We start from the raw sequence: 21,899 nt of genomic DNA, 5'->3' as shown, positions 1-21,899 counted from the left end.
AAATACCGGCGGTTCGCCGCCGGTTAGCGTTACCATCAGGCGCAGCAGCATACAGCTTGTTGCGCCTTTTTATGTAATACCCATTCCACAAACTATGTTAACAGCCACTAAGGCAAACAGTGATCCAAAACACATGGTTGCTGAAATGGGTATAGAAACAATTAAGCAATCGGGCAATGCACACGGCATTGCTGTTAACGGGTAGGAATAGCGAGCGATATGTCGAAACGAGATTACTACGAAGTGCTTGGCGTGGACAAAAGTGCCGGCGAGCGCGAGATAAAAAAAGCATACAAAAAACTGGCTATGAAGTACCACCCTGACCGTACTCAGGGCAACAAGGAACTTGAAGAAAAGTTTAAGGAAATTCAGGAAGCCTATGAGGTACTGACCGACGGCCAGAAACGTGCAGCTTACGATCAATATGGTCATGCCGGCGTTGATCCGAATCGCGGCGGCGCAGGCTTTGGCGGCGGTGCTGACTTTGGCGATATTTTCGGCGACGTGTTTGGTGATATCTTCGGCGGTGGCCGTGGTCGTCAGTCACGGGCTCGTCAGGGTGCAGATCTACGTTATAACCTGGAAATGTCACTGGAAGAAGCCGTACGCGGCAAAGAGGTGGAAATTCGCGTACCTACTTTAGTTGTCTGTGATTCTTGTCATGGCTCCGGTGCGAAGAAGGGCACCAGCCCTAAAACGTGTCCAACCTGTCATGGACAGGGCCAGGTGCAGATGCGGCAGGGGTTCTTTGCGGTTCAGCAAACCTGTCCTACCTGTTCAGGTCGTGGCAAGATTATCAGCGATCCGTGTAATGAATGTCATGGTCAGGGTCGCACAGAACAGACTAAAACCTTGTCGGTTAAAGTGCCGGCAGGCGTAGACACCGGCGACCGTATCCGCTTAAGCGGAGAAGGTGAAGCGGGCGAGAGCGGGGCTCCGGCAGGCGATTTATACGTACAGGTACACGTGCGCGATCACGATATCTTTACCCGCGACGGTAACAACCTGTACTGCGAGGTACCACTGAGCTTCACTACAGCGGCGCTGGGCGGAGAGTTACAGGTACCGACGCTCGACGGTAAAGTGAAGCTGAAAGTCAGCCCTGAAACCCAAACCGGACGCATGTTCCGTTTACGTGGCAAAGGGGTGAAGTCGGTTCGCAGTGGCGCTATCGGTGATTTACTGTGTAAAGTGGTAGTGGAAACCCCTGTAAACCTGTCATCCAAGCAGAAAGAGCTGCTTAAAGAACTGGACGAGTCAATGGGTAAAGGCACAGACGCTGCTAAACACCGTCCTAAAGAGCAAGGCTTCTTTGACGGTGTTAAAAAGTTCTTTGATGACTTAACCAATTAGTCATCCGGCTTTTAAAATTAAACATTTAACGGATCAACTCTTGTTGATCCGTTTTTGTTTGTCCAGTATAAAAAATAGTAATAACAATTACGCTTACCAAGGCGATCCTTTAATAACCGGAGACCAGGAAATGAAATCAGTAAAGGTATTTACAGTGGGACTAATGGCAGCAGGCATGCTAACTGCAGCGAATGCAGCAACCGTTGCAAAGTCAGAAAAACAGGCTGAAGCTGCAGTGGAGTATCGCCAGTCACTGTTTCAACTCGTAAAAAGCAACGCTTCACCTATGTTTGGTATGGCGAAGGGGGCGTTGCCCTTTGATGCCGAGGTTATGCAAACCAATGCCACGCGACTGGAGCAGTTAGCCGATATGATGGCCGACTACCTGCTGGTTGATACCACAGGTTTTGACGTGGATACAGAAGCTAAACCAGCCCTGTTCAGCAACGAGTCAGACGTAATGGCTAAGATTGCTAAATTTAAACAAGCCGCTACTGGCATCAAAAAAGTGGCGATGGCCGGTGATGAGAGTAGCTACGGCAAGGCTATTGGCGCACTGGGCGGCGGCTGTAAGTCATGCCACGATGATTACAAAGAGTAATCACAACTCTTCAACGGAATCTATCAGAAACCGGCCACAGGCCGGTTTTTACTACCTGCTGTACCACTATCTTGCAATCAACATGACTTGACTATTCAGCTTGAATACTCGTTTGGACAGGGAAATCTTGATAATACGCAGATTACTATAATAAAAGTGAAAATTTAAATTAATCTATACTTTAGTTTAAGGGCTGTGATTGGTAGTATCTTGATCAGGTTCAATCGTTAATGGAGCCGGCCGGGATTATGATTTCTATGCTAAATTAGTTGTAATTCAGGAATAGTTTTCTAAGCTTAGTAACGGGCTGGACTATTAACGGCTGACCAATAACCGTAAATTTTAGCAGGACGCATCAGACACCACATGCTGGAAAAGGTATCCGAACTCGAGTTTCTCCGAATTGCTGAGCAGGCCGTATCAAAGTCTGAATGTTTAGGTGTAGCCGTGTTTACACTCAATGAGCAGGGCGAACCAGATAATCTTCTATTCTTCATGAATAAAGACGAAATCGTTGATGTGACAGGTTATGAGCTGTTCTTTAAACAGTTCGATCGTCGTAGTCAGGGTATACAAAAAGTCGATAAGTTCAGTGTTAATGGCAGCAATCTGCTTGGCAATGTCGAGGGCCTGGCAAAGTTACTACTCCTTGAAGATACCAGTCCTGTAGGGGGCTTGGTTTTTTTACTCGATAAACAGAGCGGATCGACAACGCAGGCTGAGCTCGCTATGGAGTTGGCCACTGAGCGATTGAAATTAGCCCTTGAGCGGGCGCATAGCAATAAATGTCCTGTCATCAGTACAAATAAGCAGCTCAATCAGAAACTCGAATTACTCAACGAGATAGGGTCTATTTCAAAAACCGGCGGCTGGGAAGTTGATTTGCGCAGTGGGGTGATTACCTGGACCGACGAAATGTTCCATATTTACGGATTACCCATTGGCTCACCGGTTTCCATTACCACTGCCATGGCTTATTTTCCGTCAGAAACGAAAAAAGCCATAATGGCTTCTTTCGAAAAGGTGGTTAATGAGGGTAAGGAATATTGTCATGAAGGTTTCCTGCGGCGCGCCGACGGCAAAGTATTACGTATTAAAGCCACCGGAAAGCCACGCTATACCGGGCAAAAGGTGTCTCAGGTGTTCGGTGCACTAGAAGATATCACCGAACAGTACCGTTTACTGGAAACCGAATACAATTATGCGGCGTACCTGACCGCGATTCTTGACAATTTAAACGATGTTGTTGTTACCATTGATACCAGCGGCACTATCATTACCGCTAATAAAACAATGTCGACAATTTTTGGTTACGAGCCCGAGGAAGTAATGGGGCAGGATGTCAGTATGCTAATGCCTGATCCTTATGCCAAATACCATAGCGAATTCATCAAACATTATCTTGAAACAGGTCGTGCTAAAATCATAGGTGTAGGGCGCGAGTTACCGGGGTTACATAAATCCGGTCGGGTGTTTCCTATCGAACTTTCCCTGTCAGAAGTTGTTCAGGATAGCCAGCGTCAGTTTATCGGTATTGTTAAAGATATTACCGAACGCAAGAAGGCCATGGAAGAGATCTATAAGACCGCTTATTTCGATGATCTCACCGGGCTGCCGAATATGCGTTCGTTTGAAATGGATTTGGCACGGGTACTCAATCAGGCTTCTTCCCAGTTTAATGCTCTGGATATTTACTGTTGTCTTATCGACATGGACAACTTCACTCAATACAACCTGAGCTTTGGCAAGCATGTTGGCGACAGAATACTGGCCACGATAGCTCAGCGTTTAAGCGCAACGATTGAAGGAGATTTAAAGGCGTATCGCGGTATTGGCGATAACTTCCTTATCCTCTCTACTGCGCCTGTGGACAGCAAAAATCGTGAAAACGAATACACTATCAATACCCTGGAGTGGGAGATCCACAAAGCGATTGTCACTCCCATTGCAGTTGATGATTTAACTCATTCAGTTACCGCCGCGATTTCCTCATGCCGGTTAGAGGCATCGAAGGCCAGTTACGAAAAGGTCAATGGCGTACTGTCCTTTGGCAAAAAGTGTGCAAAGACACAGGGGCCGGGCAGTGTGTTAACCCTCGACAACGCTGCGTTTGAAGACTACAACCGCTACAATACCATCATTCATTCTTTTCAGCCCGCGCTGCAGAACAATGAGTTTTACCTTATGTTGCAGCCGCAGTTTAATGCGGCTAACCAGGTTATCGGCTCCGAGGCGCTGATCCGCTGGGAGCACCCTGAACTGGGCATGATCAGTCCGGTAGAGTTTATTCCGATCGCGGAAGAGAGTGACGCTATCATTGATATAGGCAACTGGGTGATAAACGAAGCCTGCCGGTTGCTGCATGAACGTGAGCAGCATGGCAAGCATACCCGCATTGCTGTTAATATCAGTGGCCGCCATATTGTGCGGGCAGACTTTGTGGAAACGATTACACAACTGATTGAAAAGTGGAGCTTAACGCCAGAAACTTTAATGCTTGAAATCACGGAGACTACGCTGGTATCGAGCATCGATTTAGTCCGTGAGCGCATGGATAAACTTGGCGAATTAGGCTTCTCATTCTCTATCGATGATTTCGGTACCGGTTACTCTAGCCTGACTTATCTGAAGGAACTCCCTATTTCCGAGTTAAAAATAGACCGGTACTTTGTTGATGAAATCAACTTCCATGATGAAGAAGTACCCATTGTGAATTCTATTATTGACCTGGCCCACGCGCTTGGCGTTACCTGCGTAGCAGAAGGTATTGAGAACGAGTTTCAGCGAGAGTATTTGCGTCAACGGGGCTGTGAGTATTTTCAGGGTTATTTCTACTCTCGCCCTCTGCCTGAAAAAGCCTGGCGCGACTTTATTATGAACAGCTCGTTAAGTAAAATTGATTTAGATTAAAAAAAGTTCAATTGGCCTTAAGTTGTCGACATATAAGCCAATGGTCGTATGCGCAAACCGTCCATTTTCTATTACTGTAATAGCATGTAGAAGTTTTCAGTGAAGATTTCAAACCGCATAATAATAGTGTAGGAAGTGAATTTGTATGTCATACCAAGCAGAATACCAGCGTTCAATCGAACAACCCGTCGATTTCTGGGCAGAGCAAGCTAAAGCTCTGCCTTGGTTTAAAACACCTCAGGACATTCTAACCCAGGACAACGACGGAATTTATCACTGGTTTGACGACGGTGAAATGAATACTGCCTACATGGCCGTCGATTATCACGTTGAGAATGGTCGCGGCGATCAGCCTGCAATTATCTACGATTCACCGGTTTCCAATAGCAAGTCTGTACTGACCTACGCGCAGCTACAGGAGCAGGTCTCGCTGTTCGCGGGCGTGCTGAAAGCCGAGGGCGTAGAAAAGGGCGATCGTGTGGTCGTGTACATGCCAATGATCACTGAAGCCGTGGTAGCAATGCTGGCGATTGCACGTTTAGGTGCAATACATTCCGTGGTATTTGGTGGATTTGCCCCTCACGAACTGGCGGTGCGTATTGAGGATGCTGAACCAAAACTGATTGTCACGGCATCATGCGGCATCGAAGTGGCCAAGGTTATCGAGTATAAGCCGCTTGTCGACAAAGCTATTGAGCTCTCCGCGCATAAACCACAGTGTTGTGTTGTACTACAACGTCCACAGGCAAAAGCGGCTATGCATGAAGGCATGGATATTGACTGGGCAGAGTCGATGGCTAAAGCCACACCAGCCGATTGCGTAGCGGTTAAAGGCACCGATCCGCTGTATATTCTGTATACCTCCGGAACTACGGGTAAACCGAAGGGCGTTGTGCGAGAAAACGGCGGCCATGCCGTGGCATTAAAGTATTCCATGACGGCAGTTTATGATATGCAACCCGGCGAAGTATTTTGGGCCGCATCCGATGTGGGTTGGGTCGTGGGTCATTCCTACATTGTTTATGGCCCGCTCCTACACGGCTGCACTACCGTTGTTTACGAAGGTAAACCTGTTCGTACGCCTGATGCCGGCGCTTTCTGGCGAATGGTCGACGAGTACAAAATTAAAGCGTTGTTCGCTGCGCCCACGGCATTTCGGGCTATTCGTAAAGAAGATCCGGAAGCGGCAGAAATTAGCAAGTACGACATCTCTTCACTGAAAACTATTTTCATGGCGGGAGAACGTCTTGATCCGCCAACTTACCTCTGGACCGTGGATAAAACCGGCAAACCGGTCGTTGACCACTGGTGGCAAACCGAAACAGGCTGGGCAATTTGTGCGAACCTGATGGGAGTTGAGCCAAAACCTGCCAAGCCGGGTTCATCAACTCTGCCTACACCAGGTTTTAACGTTCAGGTGCTGGACGCTCGCGGTAATGAATTAGCCGCGGGCGAACAAGGCGCTATTGCGATTAAACTGCCTTTGCCACCAAGCTGTCTGGCCACTATCTGGGGCGATTTTGAGCGCTTCAAATCAGGTTATCTCAGCGATTACCCGGGTTATTATTGCTCAGGTGATGGCGGTTACAAGGATGATGATGGCTATGTCTTTATCATGGGCCGTACCGATGACGTGATAAACGTGGCCGGGCATCGTTTATCTACCGGTGAAATGGAAGAAATCCTGGCGGCCCATGATGCCGTAGCTGAATGCAGCGTTATTGGTGTACATGATGCGTTAAAAGGGCAGGAGCCGGTTGGCCTGGTATTGCTTAAAGACGGTTACGATATTGATGAGGATGACTTGCAAAAAGAGCTGGTTGCCATGGTTCGTAAGGAAATTGGCCCCATCGCCTGCTTTAAACGCGCGGTGGTGGTTCCACGCTTACCGAAAACCCGTTCCGGTAAAATACTACGTAAGCTACTACGCCAGATTGCCTCGAATCAGGAAGTGGCAGTGCCATCTACCATTGATGATCCTGCCAGTGTGCCGGAAATTGAAGCCATTATGAAAGAGCAGGGGTTGGTGAAGTCTGAAACAGACTAGTGACAAAAGTTTCAATATGAAAGCTGCTCTTGTTCGTTCTTCGGGAGTCGCTTTTTAGCCGGCGTAAGCCGGCTTTTTTCTTTGACTTACCCCGGGCCAGCTTGCAAAATGCGGCCAACTGTAGAGCGGATAATGAGTAGTACGTGATCGCGTCTTTAACCACGCCTGTCAGCGACTTGCTGGCGAGTTATTTTAACGAAATGAGCCTGATGTTAATGGCTACCTTGCTGGTGGTTTATGGCGATATTATCAACAAGCAGGTAAAGCGAAGCCTGAGTGGCCTGCACTTTATACTTCGCAGCGGATTGTTTGTGTTGCTGTGTGCGTTTGGATACGGTGCGCTAACCCTATACGGCGCGCCACTACTTCATCATATCTTTAAATTTGTGGCCTACGAGTACCGTGGTGTGGCATTTATTGCAGCGTTTATCGCACTCGGTGTGGCGGCGGAGCGCAGGCGGTACATCTGACAGGTTGGAAATTATGAAAGTTTGCTGATCTCTGTGTCCATGTAAAACAAAATTTCTGCACTACAGTTCAACATTTCCTGGTAGTGCGATAGATTAATCCGCGTTGCATTGCCCCAGGGAATTCTCTTCAACGTCGTACTCTCGGGCTTCTTCAATTATATCTATATCTTCGAAAAACAGCATGAATCCATCGTCTTCTTTTGTTTGCAAAAACAAATCAACTTCAAGCTCATCAAATTGGTAAAGATTGCTAAAGCAACTGCTCTCGAAGCCAATAGAAAATTCACCAAATACTTTCGCGCCCTTTTCTCGATATCGTTTTACCTGTGCCAGCGCATCTCTCATGGTGGCAGCATCTTTGTCATAAAACTTCAGGATGGTTATTTTTTCATTATCCTCAATGTCATCTTTAAGAATGGCCGGGATATTACTTTCAGAAGCTGACAGTACCTGTTCCTGTGGCTTGAACTTATACTCATGGTTGAAAGGAGGAAAGTTTTCGGTTTCTGCTTCATTTTTACCTTTTGGCAAGCCGTCGCTGCTGGTGGCCATGCGGATATTAACCGCGCCGCCATGTACTTCTACTAATTCATTGGTACGCACGGCAACCTGAATTTCGTCAGGATTCAAACTCAGGACAGACAATTGGGACATCTTGTACATGGTAGTAACAGGGATACTCATACATCCACCAAGTAGCGTAGATGTCGCCATTAGGAAGAGGGCTAACACTTTAATATTCATAACACTCCTTGTAGAGAATAATTATTTTACAGTATATCGACTAAGCATCCTTGTGTAAGTTCAATGGCGCGTTTGAAATTACCTACATGCTCTCACTGCGGTTACAGAGGAAAGTTCAGATCATCGCACAGGTTAGTTTTGCGGTGATGTCGGATACGCATAACTTCGATACTGCCGCCCAGCCGAAATGGCGGCAAGTCTGTTTTAGGTTGCCGAGAGAAAGTAACCGTAAGGGGTAAATACTAAATAACTTAGCTTGTTTGGAATTTAAACTTTGATGAAAAATACATACCCAAACTGATCATGGCGCCGGATAATAAACCCCCTATGTGTGCGGCATTGTCGATGCCGCCAGCTAAACCCATTGCCAGCGATATCCCGATATAAGGCAGAAACAGCAAGTACATTGCTTTCTTTTCATGCCTTTTCATTGCACTCGTTGCCGTTAATCCCAAAATTCCCCCCAAGAGGCCAAATATAGCCCCTGAGGCGCCAACGCTAATAGTATTTTCATACCAGAGAACACTGGCCAAACTGCTTATGATGCCCGCGCCCAAATACAGCAATGCAACGCGAAGTTTTCCCAACATCGGTTCTATAAATAATGATGCTAATGCTAATCCATACATATTAAGCAGCAGATGCATGATACCGCCATGCAAAAACATACTTGTGACTAACCGCCACCATTCTCCGTTGCCTATGGTCTCAAGTCTTCGGTTGGCTCCCCACGATAACAGCTCAGCACCATTTGGATAAATAGGATCAACACCAGCAAGGCAAAGCGTTAAATAAGCCAGTATGTTTAAGCCCATAATTAATGGCCCAACCAACCGTAATTTATCGGGCAAGAAAAATACCAGAGCCTCTTTAACCGGGTTATTTAACCTTAAATTTCCTTTGGCAAATTGTGCTACCCGTGAAGTACTCAAAGGAGGAAAAAGCAAAATAAATATGAACAGTGCGGTGCCAATACCCAATGTAAGACTCCCCCAATAAAGCTTATCCCCTGTTATTTGCGTAAAGGGTTCCAACCGAGGTGTCAGTATCACTATTTCAGAAGTATCAAAGTTTTCGCCTTTCGATTTTGCAATCGCATTTAAGAATAAATCTCTGTCGGCCGAATTTGACAGCTTTTCAAGATAACGTATTTTACCAAAGTCATAATGACCGACTTTGGCCCAGGAATCCTCAAGGAATGCCTTCAATAGCTCCTTTTTTTCGGTCTCAGAAAGACGATTGCTGATGGTTTTGGAATGTAAAAAACCAAACCAATAATGTTGGCTGGATTCACCGGCCTGGCCTTTATCAAATGGCACGGCGGTATACAGTGATAACCTGAGTTCCCGCCCTTTATCAGAAGGCCTGACGTCGACATGATTAGTTGCTTCACTACCTACAATTCGGTACCACTTGATTTGATAAAATCTCGAACGCTTTGATTTTTCAAAATCATGTATGCCATTAGCATAAACCAGCGGATAAGCCGCTTTGGTGTAGTAAAGTTGAAAAGTCACTCCCGTTAAGCCGATGCATAGCCAGACAAGCACCTGTAGCCCGGAACGATGATTGTTATTCTTAAATTTCAACAATGCCAGACGCGGTCGTAAAAACGGGTAGATGAACAACCAGGGCAGACACAGTGGAATGTATAATTCCCAATATTCCAGTCTTACAACATCAACATTTAATTTATCAAGCGTCCACCTGGCTAATAGCGGGAGCAGTAAACTCATGATCGCTACAAAAATATAGGCTGGCAAGATGAGCTTAAATTTTTTAACTACAACAGACAGCATGTACGGTTCCTTCCCAGTTGATCAAATCCAACTGCTTATTACTGAGACTTTTCATTAGCACTCGTATCCAAAGAAAAATCATATTCTGTATTTTCATGGAAAAAGTAAAATGTATGCTATACGCCCAGACCTGCCATTCAGGAAAAAACAGCCAGATGGTAGTTTCTGAGCAATAGTAATACACCAAAATAACGGCGCTTAATGCTGGTCACGACTTTGTCCTTTCCTGATAATTGGTATAGTCGGTATGTGATGCGGGCCTATATAAAAAAGCCCGCATTAATTAGCGGGCTTAAAGTTGTATTAGTAATACATATCCGCATCTACAGCCGGTGCGGGAGGGGCGATTTCTATGGCGTAGTACATCGCTGCAATCACAATTACGACCAGTATCAGCGCCAGTAATAGTCGCGACGAAGAAATACCCGGTTCATTGGTGGGCTTTTTACCATGCAGCATGGCCGGAACCAGCATCTGCTTTTTAAAACGGGCATAAAACACTACGGCGATAATATGCAGTGCAATTGCTGCCAACAATACGTTAAACGCTGTATGGTGAATAGCGTTCATGGTATCGCGGGTGGACTCGGAGACAGCATCGTAATAGGGGCCGTTATTGATAATATCATCGCCTATAAATAAGCCGCTGATACCCTGTAGTGCGACTAATAGCAGCATCACAATTACCATCCAGCCACCCATAGGGTTATGACCTGCATGTTCTGGCGAATTTGGATTCGTTACGGTTTTTGCGTAAGAAAGCACAGTACCGGGGCCCGCTAAAAACTGGTTGAAACGGGCGTAAGTGGTGCCCACAAAGCCCCATAGTAAGCGGAACAAAATCAGTCCCAGTGTGAAATAGCCAATTTTAAAATGCCAGTCGATAGCATCGAAGACTTCGGCGGTGAGATATTGCGCCAGGATACAGGCAACCAGCAACCAGTGGAACAGACGGGTTGGAAGATCCCAGATAAGACGTTTTTCCATTTCTATTAGTCCTGTAACAAACCTTTTGGGGTTCAGCGTAAAAAATTCAATGTCAGTACAATGGACCCTGATCGAACCCGGGCAGGTAGCAAAGTTCAACCATTTGTGGGTTTTCATCTGCACAGCTATCAGGCACAATTCGCTCATCAATAGTCACATTGCCCTGAAACTGTCCCTACAGTCAACCAAGGGCACCTTAAATAAGCAAGCAGGTTTTCGATGAAAGTAGGTCTTTTTGGCGCCAATGGTCGGATGGGACGAGTTTTAATTGAGGCACTAAATGAACACGACACTGCCACATTAAGTGTTGCTTCAGTGCGCGATGATTCTCCCTGGGTAGGTATGGACGTCGGTGAACTGGCGGGAATAGGTAAGCTGGAAACAGGATGTAGCGCTTTATCCTCTATCAATCCGGCAGACGTTGACGTGATGATCGACTTCACTCTGCCTGCAGCCTTCGAAAGTAATCTGCAGTGGTGTGTAGCTAATACTAAACCTGTGGTCATTGGTACTACCGGTTTGTCGGCGGCACAGTTAAATTTGCTGGCCGTTGCAGCCACTCAAATCCCGGTAGTTTTTGCGGCAAATTACAGTGTTGGAGTGAATTTAATGTTATCCCTTGTAAAACAGGCGGCCCGTGCGCTGGGTGCCACAGCGGATATCGAAATTCTTGAGGCCCACCATCGCTTTAAGCAGGATGCACCGTCGGGTACAGCGATGGCGATTGGTGAAGCCATAGCCGATGAACTGGGCCGCGATCTTTCAACCTGTGCAGTCTATGGTCGCGAAGGTAAAACACCACCGCGAGACCACAATACTATTGGCTTTGCTACTGTGCGCGCAGGCGATGTAGTGGGTGAGCACACCGCGTTATTTGCCGATATTGGAGAGCGTCTGGAGATTACCCATAAGGCCTCCAGCCGACTTACTTTCGCTCGCGGGGCGGTGCAGGCTGCAATATGGCTGTCGCAGCAAAATGCCGGTCAGTACAGCATGAACGATGTATTATCTTTAAATCAACAATAAAAATAAAACGACAGAAAACGCTGCTATGAGTGGTTGTTTTGGCTTGTTTGTGTGAATTTTAGGCTTAATGGGTTATTTTAATAATTTTTCTAGATCGGAATAGACCTTTAAAGTCTCTTAAGCTATAATCCACGGAATTTGCCAAAAATTAGTGTTTGAACCGTTGCTGCATTAGCTTCGGCGGCAGTTTAAGCACATATTCATTAGCTGCAAATTCTAGTAAACGGGATGTAAATGTAACGTTACCTCCCGTTTTTTGTGAGTGTTATTTAAAACTCTCGGTTATCCTTAATTTGGAGGTTGACTTGGCTAATTCCGCCCTTCTGGTCTTAGAAGATGGTTCTGTGTTTAAGGGTACTGCTATTGGTGCTCAAGGTATGTCAGTTGGTGAAGTAGTATTTAATACATCAATGACCGGCTACCAGGAAATTCTGACCGACCCTTCTTACGCTGAACAAATTGTTACTCTTACTTATCCCCATATCGGCAATACCGGTACCAACCAGGAAGATGTTGAATCTGATAAAATCTGGTCAAAAGGTCTGGTTATAAGAGATCTCCCTCTCGTTGCCAGCAACTATCGAAACGAACAAACACTGTCTGATTATCTCAAAGCTAATAATGTAGTAGGCATTGCAGATATCGACACCCGTCGCTTAACGCGTATTCTGCGTGACAAGGGCGCTCAAAATGGTTGCATTATTTGCACCGACGCGTTGGATGAAGCGGCGGCGCTGGAAAACGCTAAAGCGTTCCCCGGCCTCAAAGGCATGGACTTAGCCAAAGTGGTATCAACCACACAAATCACCGAATGGACCAGCGGTGTATGGGAGCTTGAAGGTGGTTACAAAGACGGCGCGGATTATAAATACCATGTAGTGGCCTACGACTACGGTGCAAAACACAACATTCTGCGTATGTTGGTAGACCGTGGCTGCAAACTCACTCTGGTACCGGCACAAACCTCTGCCGAAGAGGTTCTGGCACTAAATCCTGATGGTGTGTTTTTGTCAAACGGCCCGGGCGACCCTGAGCCATGTGACTACGCCATTGAAGCTATCAAAACTATCGTTGACACCGGCTTACCGGTCTTTGGTATCTGTTTAGGTCACCAGTTACTGGCTCTGGCCAGCGGCGCTAAAACCGTGAAAATGAAGTTTGGTCACCACGGTGCTAACCACCCAGTGAAAGATCTGGAACGTGATGTAGTGATGATCACCAGTCAGAACCACGGCTTCGCGGTTGATGAATCGAGCCTGCCTGATACGCTTAAAGTCACGCATGTTTCTTTGTTTGATAAATCCCTGCAGGGCATTCATCGTACCGATAAACCGGCGTTTAGTTTCCAGGGTCACCCGGAAGCGAGCCCCGGTCCGCACGATGCAGCTGCATTATTTGATCACTTCATCGACTTAATCGAACAGTCAAAGCAGTAGGAACTTGCCCCAATGCCAAAACGTACCGACCTAAAAAGTATCCTAATCCTCGGCGCCGGGCCTATCGTTATCGGTCAGGCCTGTGAATTTGACTATTCAGGTGCCCAGGCGTGTAAAGCCCTTCGTGAAGAAGGCTATCGCGTAATTCTGGTTAACTCTAACCCTGCTACCATCATGACCGATCCGGAAATGGCTGATGCAACGTACATCGAGCCAATTCATTGGGAAGTGGTGCGCAAGATCATCGAGAAAGAGCGTCCTGATGCAATCCTGCCTACCATGGGCGGTCAGACTGCACTTAACTGTGCGCTGGATTTGAATCGTGAAGGCGTGCTTGATGAATTCAACGTCGAACTAATTGGCGCCACGGCGGATGCCATCGATAAAGCGGAAGACCGCGAACGTTTCGATAAAGCCATGAAGTCAATCGGTCTTGAGTGCCCGCGCGCTGAAATCGCTCACTCCATGGAACAGGCTCACGATGTATTAAGCCGTATTGGCTTCCCGTGTATCATTCGTCCGTCGTTCACTATGGGCGGCACCGGTGGTGGTATCGCGTATAATATCGATGAATTTAACGAAATCTGTACCCGCGGTCTGGATTTATCACCCACCAACGAGTTGTTGATTGATGAATCACTGATTGGCTGGAAAGAGTACGAGATGGAAGTGGTTCGCGATAAAGCGGATAACTGTATCATTGTTTGTACCATTGAAAACTTCGACCCAATGGGTGTGCACACCGGTGATTCCATCACCGTAGCGCCGGCGCAAACCTTAACCGACAAAGAATTCCAGATTATGCGTAATGCAGCCATGGCTGTTCTGCGCGAAATTGGGGTGGAAACCGGCGGTTCAAACGTTCAGTTTGGCGTCGACCCTCAAACTGGCCGCCTGGTTATCATCGAGATGAACCCGCGGGTATCACGTTCATCAGCGCTGGCCTCAAAAGCCACCGGTTTCCCGATTGCCAAAGTAGCGGCCAAGCTGGCTGTGGGTTATACCCTGGATGAACTGGCGAACGACATCACCGGTGGCTTAACGCCTGCGTCTTTCGAGCCAGCAATCGACTACGTTGTAACTAAAATCCCTCGCTTTAACTTTGAAAAATTTGCCGGCTCGAACGACCGCCTGACTACTCAGATGAAGTCTGTCGGTGAGGTGATGGCGATTGGTCGCAACCAGCAGGAATCTTTGCAGAAAGCCCTGCGCGGCCTTGAAGTTGGCGTGGCTGGTTTAGATCCAATCCTCGATCTTGACGACCCGGAAGCACAAAACAAGCTGATTTATGAACTGCGCCAGCCAGGTGCCGAGCGTATCTGGTATATCGGTGATGCCTTCCGTTCAGGTATGAGCGTAGAAGATGTCTTCAAGCTAACCAACATTGACCGCTGGTTCCTGGTGCAATTAGAAGAGCTGGTGGTACTGGAACAAAAAGTGGTTGAGTTAGGCGTGGCCAACATCGATGATACGTTGATGCACACGTTAAAACGCAAAGGTTTCTCAGACGCGCGCCTGGCCGAATTAACGGCGGTTGCAGAAAGTGACGTGCGTGACCTGCGTTTAGGCATGGGTATTAAACCTGTGTATAAGCGGGTAGATACCTGCGCAGCTGAATTTGCCACCAGTACTGCTTACATGTACTCAACCTATGATGAAGAGTGTGAAGCTGCGCCGTCTGATAGAGACAAAATCATGGTATTGGGCGGCGGTCCAAACCGTATCGGCCAGGGTATCGAATTTGATTACTGCTGCGTACATGCGGCGCTTTCCATGCGCGAAGACGGTTACGAAACCATTATGGTTAACTGTAACCCGGAAACCGTGTCTACCGACTACGACACCTCAGATCGCCTGTACTTCGAACCGGTAACTTTAGAAGACGTGCTGGAAATCGTTGCGGTGGAACAGCCTAAAGGCGTTATCGTACAGTATGGCGGTCAGACCCCGCTTAAACTGGCCCGCGCCCTTGAAGCCAATGGTGTACCCATTATCGGTACCTCGCCTGAGGCCATTGATCGGGCGGAAGATCGTGAGCGCTTCCAGCAAATGGTAAATAAACTGGCGCTGAAACAGCCAGCTAACGCAACCGTTAGCAATATGGAACAGGCACTGGAAAAAGCGAAGGAAATTGGTTTCCCGCTGGTGGTTCGTCCTTCTTACGTTCTGGGTGGTCGCGCGATGGAAATCGTGTATGACTTAAAAGACTTGAAACGTTATCTGAATGAAGCGGTAAAGGTATCAAACGACTCACCGGTACTGCTTGACCGTTTCCTTGACGATGCCATCGAAGTGGATATCGATGCCGTGTGTGACGGTACCGATGTAGTGATAGGCGGTATTATGGAGCACATCGAACAAGCAGGTGTTCACTCCGGAGACTCTGCCTGCTCATTGCCTCCGCACTCACTGCCAAAAGATATTCAGGACGTGATGCGAGCCCAGGTGAAAGCCATGGCGCTGGAGCTTGGTGTGGTTGGCCTCATGAACACACAGTTTGCGATAAAAGACGGCGAAGTGTACCTGATTGAGGTTAACCCGCGTGCAGCCCGGACCATTCCATTTGTGTCTAAAGCCACAGGGGTTCCGCTGGCCAAGATAGCAGCTCGGGTAATGGCCGGTAAGTCACTGAAAGAACAGGGCTTCAATGAAGAAGTTATCCCGCCGTTTTACTCAGTGAAAGAAGTGGTTCTGCCATTTGCTAAATTCCAGGGTGTGGATCCACTGTTAGGCCCTGAAATGCGCTCAACCGGTGAGGTCATGGGGGTAGGGGATACCTTTGAAGAAGCGTATGCTAAGGCAAACCTTGGCGCTGGTGCTCCATTACCTGCTTCAGGTAAGGCGCTGTTATCAGTGCGTCAAACCGACAAGCCTAAGCTGGTTGAACTTTCCAAGGCGTTAATCGCGAAGGGCTTTACCATTGAATGTACCAGTGGTACTGCAGAGTCTCTGCGTGCTCAGGGTATTGAAGTATCGGTAGTGAACAAGCTTTCTGAAGGTCGTCCGAATATTGTGGATGCGATTAAGAATGGTGAATATTCTTACATCGTAAACACAACAGAAGGCCGTCAGGCGATTACCGACTCGGTGTATATCCGTCGTGAAGCGCTGGTGAATAAAGTTACCTATACCACGACCATGAATGCTGCATTTGCCACTGTGCAGGCTAAATCAGCTGACGATCGTGGCAAAGTCACTTCGGTTCAGGACTTACACGCCAGAATAAACGGCTAATGACAAAAAGAAGGATTCTGTGTATTCTTCATTAACGCATTAATTCGTTATTAACTATTGAAAAGTGCGCCCACCGGGCGCATTTTTTTGTTTTAGGTAAAACATTTCCAGGTAAGTGAGAATAACAACATGACTCAATATCCTATGACTGCACGTGGTGCTGAGATGCTTCGCGAGGAGTTGAATCAGCTTAAATCGGTAGAGCGTCCAAAAATTATCGCTTCCATTGCGGAAGCCCGTGAACATGGCGACTTAAAAGAAAACGCGGAGTACCATGCTGCCCGTGAACAGCAAAGTTTCTGTGAAGGTCGCATCCAGGACATCGAGGGCAAATTGTCCAATGCACAAATTATTGATGTCACCAAAATGCCTAACAATGGCAAGGTTATTTTTGGTGCCACCGTCACCATTCTTAACGTTGATAACGATAAAGAAACCACCTACCGCATTGTGGGTGACGATGAAGCCGACATTAAACAGAACCTGATTTCTGTTAACTCGCCAATCGCCCGAGGCCTGATTGGTAAAGAGCTCGACGATATGGTGAACATTCAAACGCCGGCTGGTGCGGTTGAATACGAAATCATTGAAGTGGAATATCTTTAATCTTTTCTGAGAGCTGCTTTCGCAGCTCTTTTTCTTGGTAAACGCTTAGTTATACCCCCTGCACTAAATCAATTTATATGAAAGAGACCAAGACCGACGAAATTCAAACCCTCGACTCGAAAGTGGTTTATCAGAACCGCTGGATGACCGTACGCGAAGATGCCATTGGTCGCGACGATGGTTATCGCGGGATTTACGGGGTTGTCGATAAGCCCGATTTTGTGGTGGTCATCGCTATTGATGGTGACGATGTCTATCTTGTTGAGCAGTATCGCTATCCGGTGAAAGGCCGCCATTTGGAATTCCCTCAGGGTGCGAAAGAAGGCGCTGAGGCTTTTGATGCGTTAAGTGTTGCAAAGGCTGAATTAAGGGAAGAGTGCGGTTTACTGGCGGCTGATTGGCAATATGTCGGCGAACAATTCCTTGCCTATGGTATGTGTTCTCAGCGCTATCATATTTTTGTAGCCAGAACCCTCAGCAAAACGGCTCAGGAGCTCGAAGAAGAAGAGCAGGGGCTTACCGTGCATAAGTTGCCTCTGTCTGAAGTAAAAGACCGTATTATCAGCGGTGAGATGATGGACTCAACTAGCTGTAATGCATTCGGACTGGCCACGCTTAAAGGTTATCTTTAATGAGCAACATTGCATCGCTGCAAATTACAGAGGACGACTTATCGGGCGGCGACGTTATTGCTTTACTCGAGGAACACCTGGCAGACATGTATGCCACATCGCCGCCCGAGTGCGTTCATGCTCTGGACGTGAATAAGCTAAAAGCGCCGGATATCACCTTTTTTGCGGCGCGTTCAGGTAATCAACTGCTTGGCTGCATAGCCATAAAGCACCTTAATCCCGTCCAGGCAGAAATAAAATCCATGCGGACACCGTCCGGCGCAAGGCGAGTCGGCGCGGGTAAACGATTATTGGAACATGTTATTCAGTATGGCAGCGATGCTGGCTATCAAACCCTGTGGCTGGAGACGGGCAGTATGGATTTTTTTGCTCCGGCCAGGCAGTTATATCTGCGCTATGGTTTTGAATTTTGTGGGCCATTTGCCGATTATCAGCCCGACCCGCACAGTTGTTTTATGTGCAAAGCCTTATAAACACTGGCAGTCAAGATTGGGCTGAAGCCGCCAGTCATTTTTCCATTAATTCAGATCAAGCAATGTTTTGGTTTGTCTTGTCTTCACCGTTTCACTTCAGCACACTTCTTAACAGGTAATATATTAAAAATTTATACAAGCTATAAATACTGTTTATGACAAGTGCCACCCTTTTAAACTTGTTAATTTAGTGTGATATAGGTATTCACACCATTTATAAGATGCATAAATGAAACTTAATTTTATGCATAAAATAGAATATATATTAATATTTAGTCGTAAAAAATGACTTTTTATGCAATTCAAACGGTTGTTTATATTGTCTTTTACTAACTGCCGTGATACTAATTTGTTTCCAAAATAATGCCCGGGAAAAGCAATGACTACACCAATTTCAGAATTACTCATGGAAGCTGGCAATTTGCTGCTGGTAGGAATGGGCTTTGTTTTTGTGTTTCTGACCATTCTAATTTTCGCGGTAAACGCACTCAAAACTTTTTGTGAACGTTTCCCTGGTCAGGAGCCTCAGGCGCCGGTCAGAACGTCGGGCACGAAAGCCACTTCAACAGCCGCTGCCGATAATAACGTTATCGCCGCCATATCTGCTGCTGTGCATGCGCACAGAAACGCAAAAAATAAATAACACACTTTAGGAGAACACATGTCTAAGCCACTGGCGATTACCGAACTGGTGCTTCGGGATGCGCACCAATCACTGCTAGCCACCAGGATGCGTCTGGACGATATGCTACCCATCGCTGAAAAGCTTGATAATGCTGGTTATTGGTCTATCGAGTCCTGGGGTGGAGCTACCTTCGATTCCTGTATTCGCTACTTAGGCGAAGATCCCTGGGAACGCATCCGCGCGCTAAAGAAAGCCATGCCAAAAACCAAACAGCAGATGTTGCTGCGTGGCCAGAACTTATTGGGCTATCGTCACTACGCTGACGACGTTGTCACCCGTTTTGTTGAGCGTGCCCACGATAATGGTGTAGACGTGTTTCGCATCTTTGATGCAATGAATGATGTGCGTAACCTGGAAACTGCAATTAAAGCGGCAGTCAGTTGTGGTGCACATGCACAGGGGACTATTTCTTATACCGTGAGCCCGGTCCACAACCTTGAGTTGTGGCTGGACATGGCGAAAAAACTCGAAGATATGGGTGTGCACTCTATTTGTATCAAAGACATGGCAGGTCTGCTTAAGCCCTACGAATGTGAAACTTTAATCACTGAGCTTAAGAAAACCGTTGAAGTGCCGATTGCCATGCAGTGTCACGCTACTACAGGTTTAAGCACCGCAACTTATCAAAAAGCCATCGACGCTGGCATTGATATTCTGGATACCGCTATTTCTTCAATGAGTATGACCTACGGGCATTCTGCAACAGAAACGATTGTGTCGATTCTGGAAGGTACCGAGCGCGATACTGGCCTGGATTTGCCTGAGTTGGCGGAAATCGCCGCGTATTTCCGCGATGTACGAAAAAAATATGCCAAGTTTGAAGGTAGCTTAAAAGGTGTGGATGCTCGTATCCTCTTGGCTCAGGTGCCAGGCGGGATGCTTACCAACATGGAAAGCCAGCTCAAAGAGCAGGGCGCAGCTGATAAATTTGACGAAGTGCTGCAGGAAATTCCGCGTGTGCGCGAAGATCTTGGTTTTATCCCATTGGTGACTCCAACCTCTCAAATTGTTGGTACCCAGGCCGTGCTTAATGTACTGACCGGCGAACGCTATAAGAGTATTTCCAAAGAAACGGCAGGGGTGCTGAAAGGCGAATATGGTGCTACTGCTGCGCCGGTAAACAGCGAACTGCAAGCTCGCGTGCTCGATGGTGGCGAAGCTATTACCTGTCGTCCGGCCGATCTCATAGAGCCGGAACTGGAAAAACTTGAAACGGAACTCGATAGTCTGGCCAAAGAAAAATCCATCTCTCTGGCAAAAGACAAAATTGACGACGTACTGACTTATGCCCTGTTTCCGCAAATCGGTCTGAAGTTCCTTGAAAACCGCAATAATCCGGATGCCTTTGAACCGGTGCCCAGCGGCGAAGAAGCGGTAGCTGTTGCGCCGGCAGCCAGTGCTGGAGCCTCAGCATCAGAAGCGGCGGTTTACGATGTACGTGTAGATGGCAAGCTGTATAGCGTTGAAGTCGGTGCTCAAGGCGAGCTGGGTGCAATCACTCCGGCGCCGGCTGCAGCAGCGCCAGCGTCTGCTCCGGCACCGTCGGGCCAGACCATTAATGCACCACTGGCGGGTAACGTCTTTAAAATCCTGGTATCGCCGGGCGATCAGGTTGCCAATGGTGATGTGGTGATCATTCTGGAAGCCATGAAAATGGAAACGGAGATCCGTAGTGCGTTTGACGGCACCGTGTCTTCAATTCAGGTAAAAGATGGCGACAGCGTTTCCAGCGGTCAGCCTCTGATCAGCTTGGGTTAACCTGCTATGGAACAATTAGCCATATTATGGGACAGCACTGCGCTGGCCCATTTTCAATCCGGCCAGTTAATCATGATGGCAGTAGGCGGACTACTGCTGTATCTGGCAATCGTTAAAAAGTTTGAGCCGTTACTGTTATTTCCGATTGGTTTTGGCGCCATACTAACCAACATTCCACTGGCAGGGTTTACTGAGCCTGGCGGGATGTTGTATTACATCTACGAAGTGGGGATCCACTCGGGCGTATTTCCACTGCTTATTTTTATGGGCGTGGGTGCCATGACCGATTTTGGCGCGTTAATCGCTAACCCGCGAATGTTGTTACTCGGCGCGGCTGCCCAGTTCGGGATCTTTGCCACGCTGTTCGGTGCGATTGCACTTAACTTTATTCCGGGTTTCGATTTTACCCTCAAGGACGCTTCGGCAATTGCCATTATAGGTGGTGCTGACGGGCCCACGGCTATTTTCCTGGCTTCCAGGCTGGCGCCCGATTTGCTGGGTGCTATTGCGGTTGCTGCTTATTCGTATATGGCACTTGTACCGATTATTCAGCCGCCTATTATGAAGGCACTTACCACGCCGGAAGAACGCAAAATTGAGATGGCTCAGTTACGTCACGTATCTGCTAAAGAGAAGGTGTTATTTCCTCTGGCAGTGCTGTTCCTGACTATTCTGTTCCTGCCTTCGGCTACGCCATTGGTGGGTATGTTTTGCTTTGGTAACCTGATGAAAGAATGTGGTGTGGTAGACCGTTTGAGCAAAACAGCACAAAATGAGTTAATTAACATTGTCACTATCTTCCTGGGGTTAGCCGTCGGCTCAAAGCTATCAGCGGATAAATTCCTGACTGTTGAAACGCTGGGTATTCTGGCGCTGGGCGCCATTGCGTTTGCGATTGGTACCGCAACAGGTGTCATCATGGCCAAAATAATGAGTAAAGCTAGTGGCGGTACCATTAACCCATTGATTGGTGCTGCAGGGGTATCAGCTGTGCCTATGGCTGCCAGGGTAGTCAACAAGGTTGGTCTTGAAGCAAACCCGCATAACTTCCTGTTAATGCATGCTATGGGGCCAAACGTTGCAGGTGTACTGGGTTCTGCTGTTGCAGCCGGTGTGCTGTTAGCATTGGTGGGTTAAT

17 protein-coding genes are annotated in these 21,899 nt (G+C 47.4%); 14 read left to right on the top strand and 3 right to left on the bottom strand.

The features are described 5' to 3' along the window. The first annotated feature begins 219 nt into the window (after positions 1-219). From dnaJ to AC2T0J_RS22570, 5 genes are all read left to right on the top strand, one after another. Positions 220-1,353, top strand: a complete 1,134-nt coding sequence (gene dnaJ / locus AC2T0J_RS22590; RefSeq protein WP_489807967.1) for a molecular chaperone DnaJ — start codon at positions 220-222, stop codon at positions 1,351-1,353. Between the two features lie 130 nt (positions 1,354-1,483). Next, positions 1,484-1,954 (top strand): c-type cytochrome, encoded by a 471-nt coding sequence (locus AC2T0J_RS22585; RefSeq protein WP_489807966.1) that lies wholly within the window; start codon positions 1,484-1,486, stop codon positions 1,952-1,954. Positions 1,955-2,320: 366 nt separating this feature from the next. Further along, complete coding sequence (locus tag AC2T0J_RS22580; protein WP_489807965.1) at positions 2,321-4,864, top strand: sensor domain-containing protein; 2,544 nt, start codon at positions 2,321-2,323, stop codon at positions 4,862-4,864. Positions 4,865-5,009: 145 nt separating this feature from the next. Then, entirely contained in the window at positions 5,010-6,911 is a 1,902-nt protein-coding gene (locus tag AC2T0J_RS22575; protein WP_489807964.1) for a propionyl-CoA synthetase, read from the top strand. Positions 6,912-7,054: 143 nt separating this feature from the next. Further along, on the top strand, positions 7,055-7,381 hold the full coding sequence (locus AC2T0J_RS22570) for a DUF3392 family protein (protein ID WP_489807963.1): 327 nt from the start codon (positions 7,055-7,057) through the stop codon (positions 7,379-7,381). 93 nt (positions 7,382-7,474) lie between these two features. Here AC2T0J_RS22570 and AC2T0J_RS22565 read toward each other — a convergent pair whose 3' ends face one another. The 3 genes from AC2T0J_RS22565 to AC2T0J_RS22555 form a co-directional block, all read right to left on the bottom strand. Continuing rightward, complete coding sequence (locus AC2T0J_RS22565) at positions 7,475-8,125, bottom strand: hypothetical protein (RefSeq protein ID WP_489807962.1); 651 nt, start codon at positions 8,123-8,125, stop codon at positions 7,475-7,477. A gap of 251 nt (positions 8,126-8,376) precedes the next feature. Continuing rightward, complete coding sequence (locus AC2T0J_RS22560) at positions 8,377-9,924, bottom strand: rhomboid family intramembrane serine protease (RefSeq protein ID WP_489807961.1); 1,548 nt, start codon at positions 9,922-9,924, stop codon at positions 8,377-8,379. A 303-nt stretch (positions 9,925-10,227) separates the two neighbouring features. Then, the gene (locus AC2T0J_RS22555) at positions 10,228-10,911 is read right to left on the bottom strand and encodes a cytochrome b/b6 domain-containing protein (RefSeq protein ID WP_489807960.1); all 684 of its coding nucleotides are present in this window, start codon (positions 10,909-10,911) and stop codon (positions 10,228-10,230) included. A 219-nt stretch (positions 10,912-11,130) separates the two neighbouring features. Here AC2T0J_RS22555 and dapB point away from each other — a divergent pair, with 219 nt between their 5' ends. From dapB to AC2T0J_RS22510, 9 genes are all read left to right on the top strand, one after another. Continuing rightward, on the top strand, positions 11,131-11,937 hold the full coding sequence (dapB, locus tag AC2T0J_RS22550; RefSeq protein ID WP_489807959.1) for a 4-hydroxy-tetrahydrodipicolinate reductase: 807 nt from the start codon (positions 11,131-11,133) through the stop codon (positions 11,935-11,937). 305 nt (positions 11,938-12,242) lie between these two features. Then, complete coding sequence (carA, locus tag AC2T0J_RS22545; RefSeq protein ID WP_489807958.1) at positions 12,243-13,373, top strand: glutamine-hydrolyzing carbamoyl-phosphate synthase small subunit; 1,131 nt, start codon at positions 12,243-12,245, stop codon at positions 13,371-13,373. Positions 13,374-13,385: 12 nt separating this feature from the next. After that, complete coding sequence (gene carB / locus AC2T0J_RS22540) at positions 13,386-16,607, top strand: carbamoyl-phosphate synthase large subunit (RefSeq protein ID WP_489807957.1); 3,222 nt, start codon at positions 13,386-13,388, stop codon at positions 16,605-16,607. A 129-nt stretch (positions 16,608-16,736) separates the two neighbouring features. After that, on the top strand, positions 16,737-17,213 hold the full coding sequence (greA, locus tag AC2T0J_RS22535) for a transcription elongation factor GreA (protein WP_489807956.1): 477 nt from the start codon (positions 16,737-16,739) through the stop codon (positions 17,211-17,213). A 77-nt stretch (positions 17,214-17,290) separates the two neighbouring features. Next, positions 17,291-17,845 carry an NUDIX domain-containing protein gene (locus AC2T0J_RS22530; protein ID WP_489807955.1) on the top strand — a complete coding sequence of 185 codons (555 nt, stop codon included), beginning with the start codon at positions 17,291-17,293 and terminating at the stop codon, positions 17,843-17,845. Then, entirely contained in the window at positions 17,845-18,318 is a 474-nt protein-coding gene (locus AC2T0J_RS22525) for a GNAT family N-acetyltransferase (protein ID WP_489807954.1), read from the top strand. Before AC2T0J_RS22530 ends, AC2T0J_RS22525 begins: the two co-directional genes overlap by 1 nt. Positions 18,319-18,697: 379 nt before the next feature. Continuing rightward, positions 18,698-18,961: an OadG family protein gene (locus tag AC2T0J_RS22520; protein ID WP_489807953.1), complete on the top strand. Its 264-nt coding sequence runs from the start codon at positions 18,698-18,700 to the stop codon at positions 18,959-18,961. Between the two features lie 18 nt (positions 18,962-18,979). Then, positions 18,980-20,761, top strand: a complete 1,782-nt coding sequence (gene oadA, locus AC2T0J_RS22515) for a sodium-extruding oxaloacetate decarboxylase subunit alpha (protein WP_489807952.1) — start codon at positions 18,980-18,982, stop codon at positions 20,759-20,761. A gap of 6 nt (positions 20,762-20,767) precedes the next feature. Beyond that, a complete protein-coding gene (locus AC2T0J_RS22510) occupies positions 20,768-21,898 on the top strand; it encodes a sodium ion-translocating decarboxylase subunit beta (RefSeq protein WP_489807951.1) in 1,131 nt (376 codons plus the stop codon). Position 21,899: the final 1 nt, after the last annotated feature.

Source organism: Alteromonas sp. ISO5 (assembly GCF_058105165.1).
The sequence above is the reverse complement of the archived record's forward strand: the minus strand, read 5'-3'. Positions and strand labels throughout refer to the sequence as shown.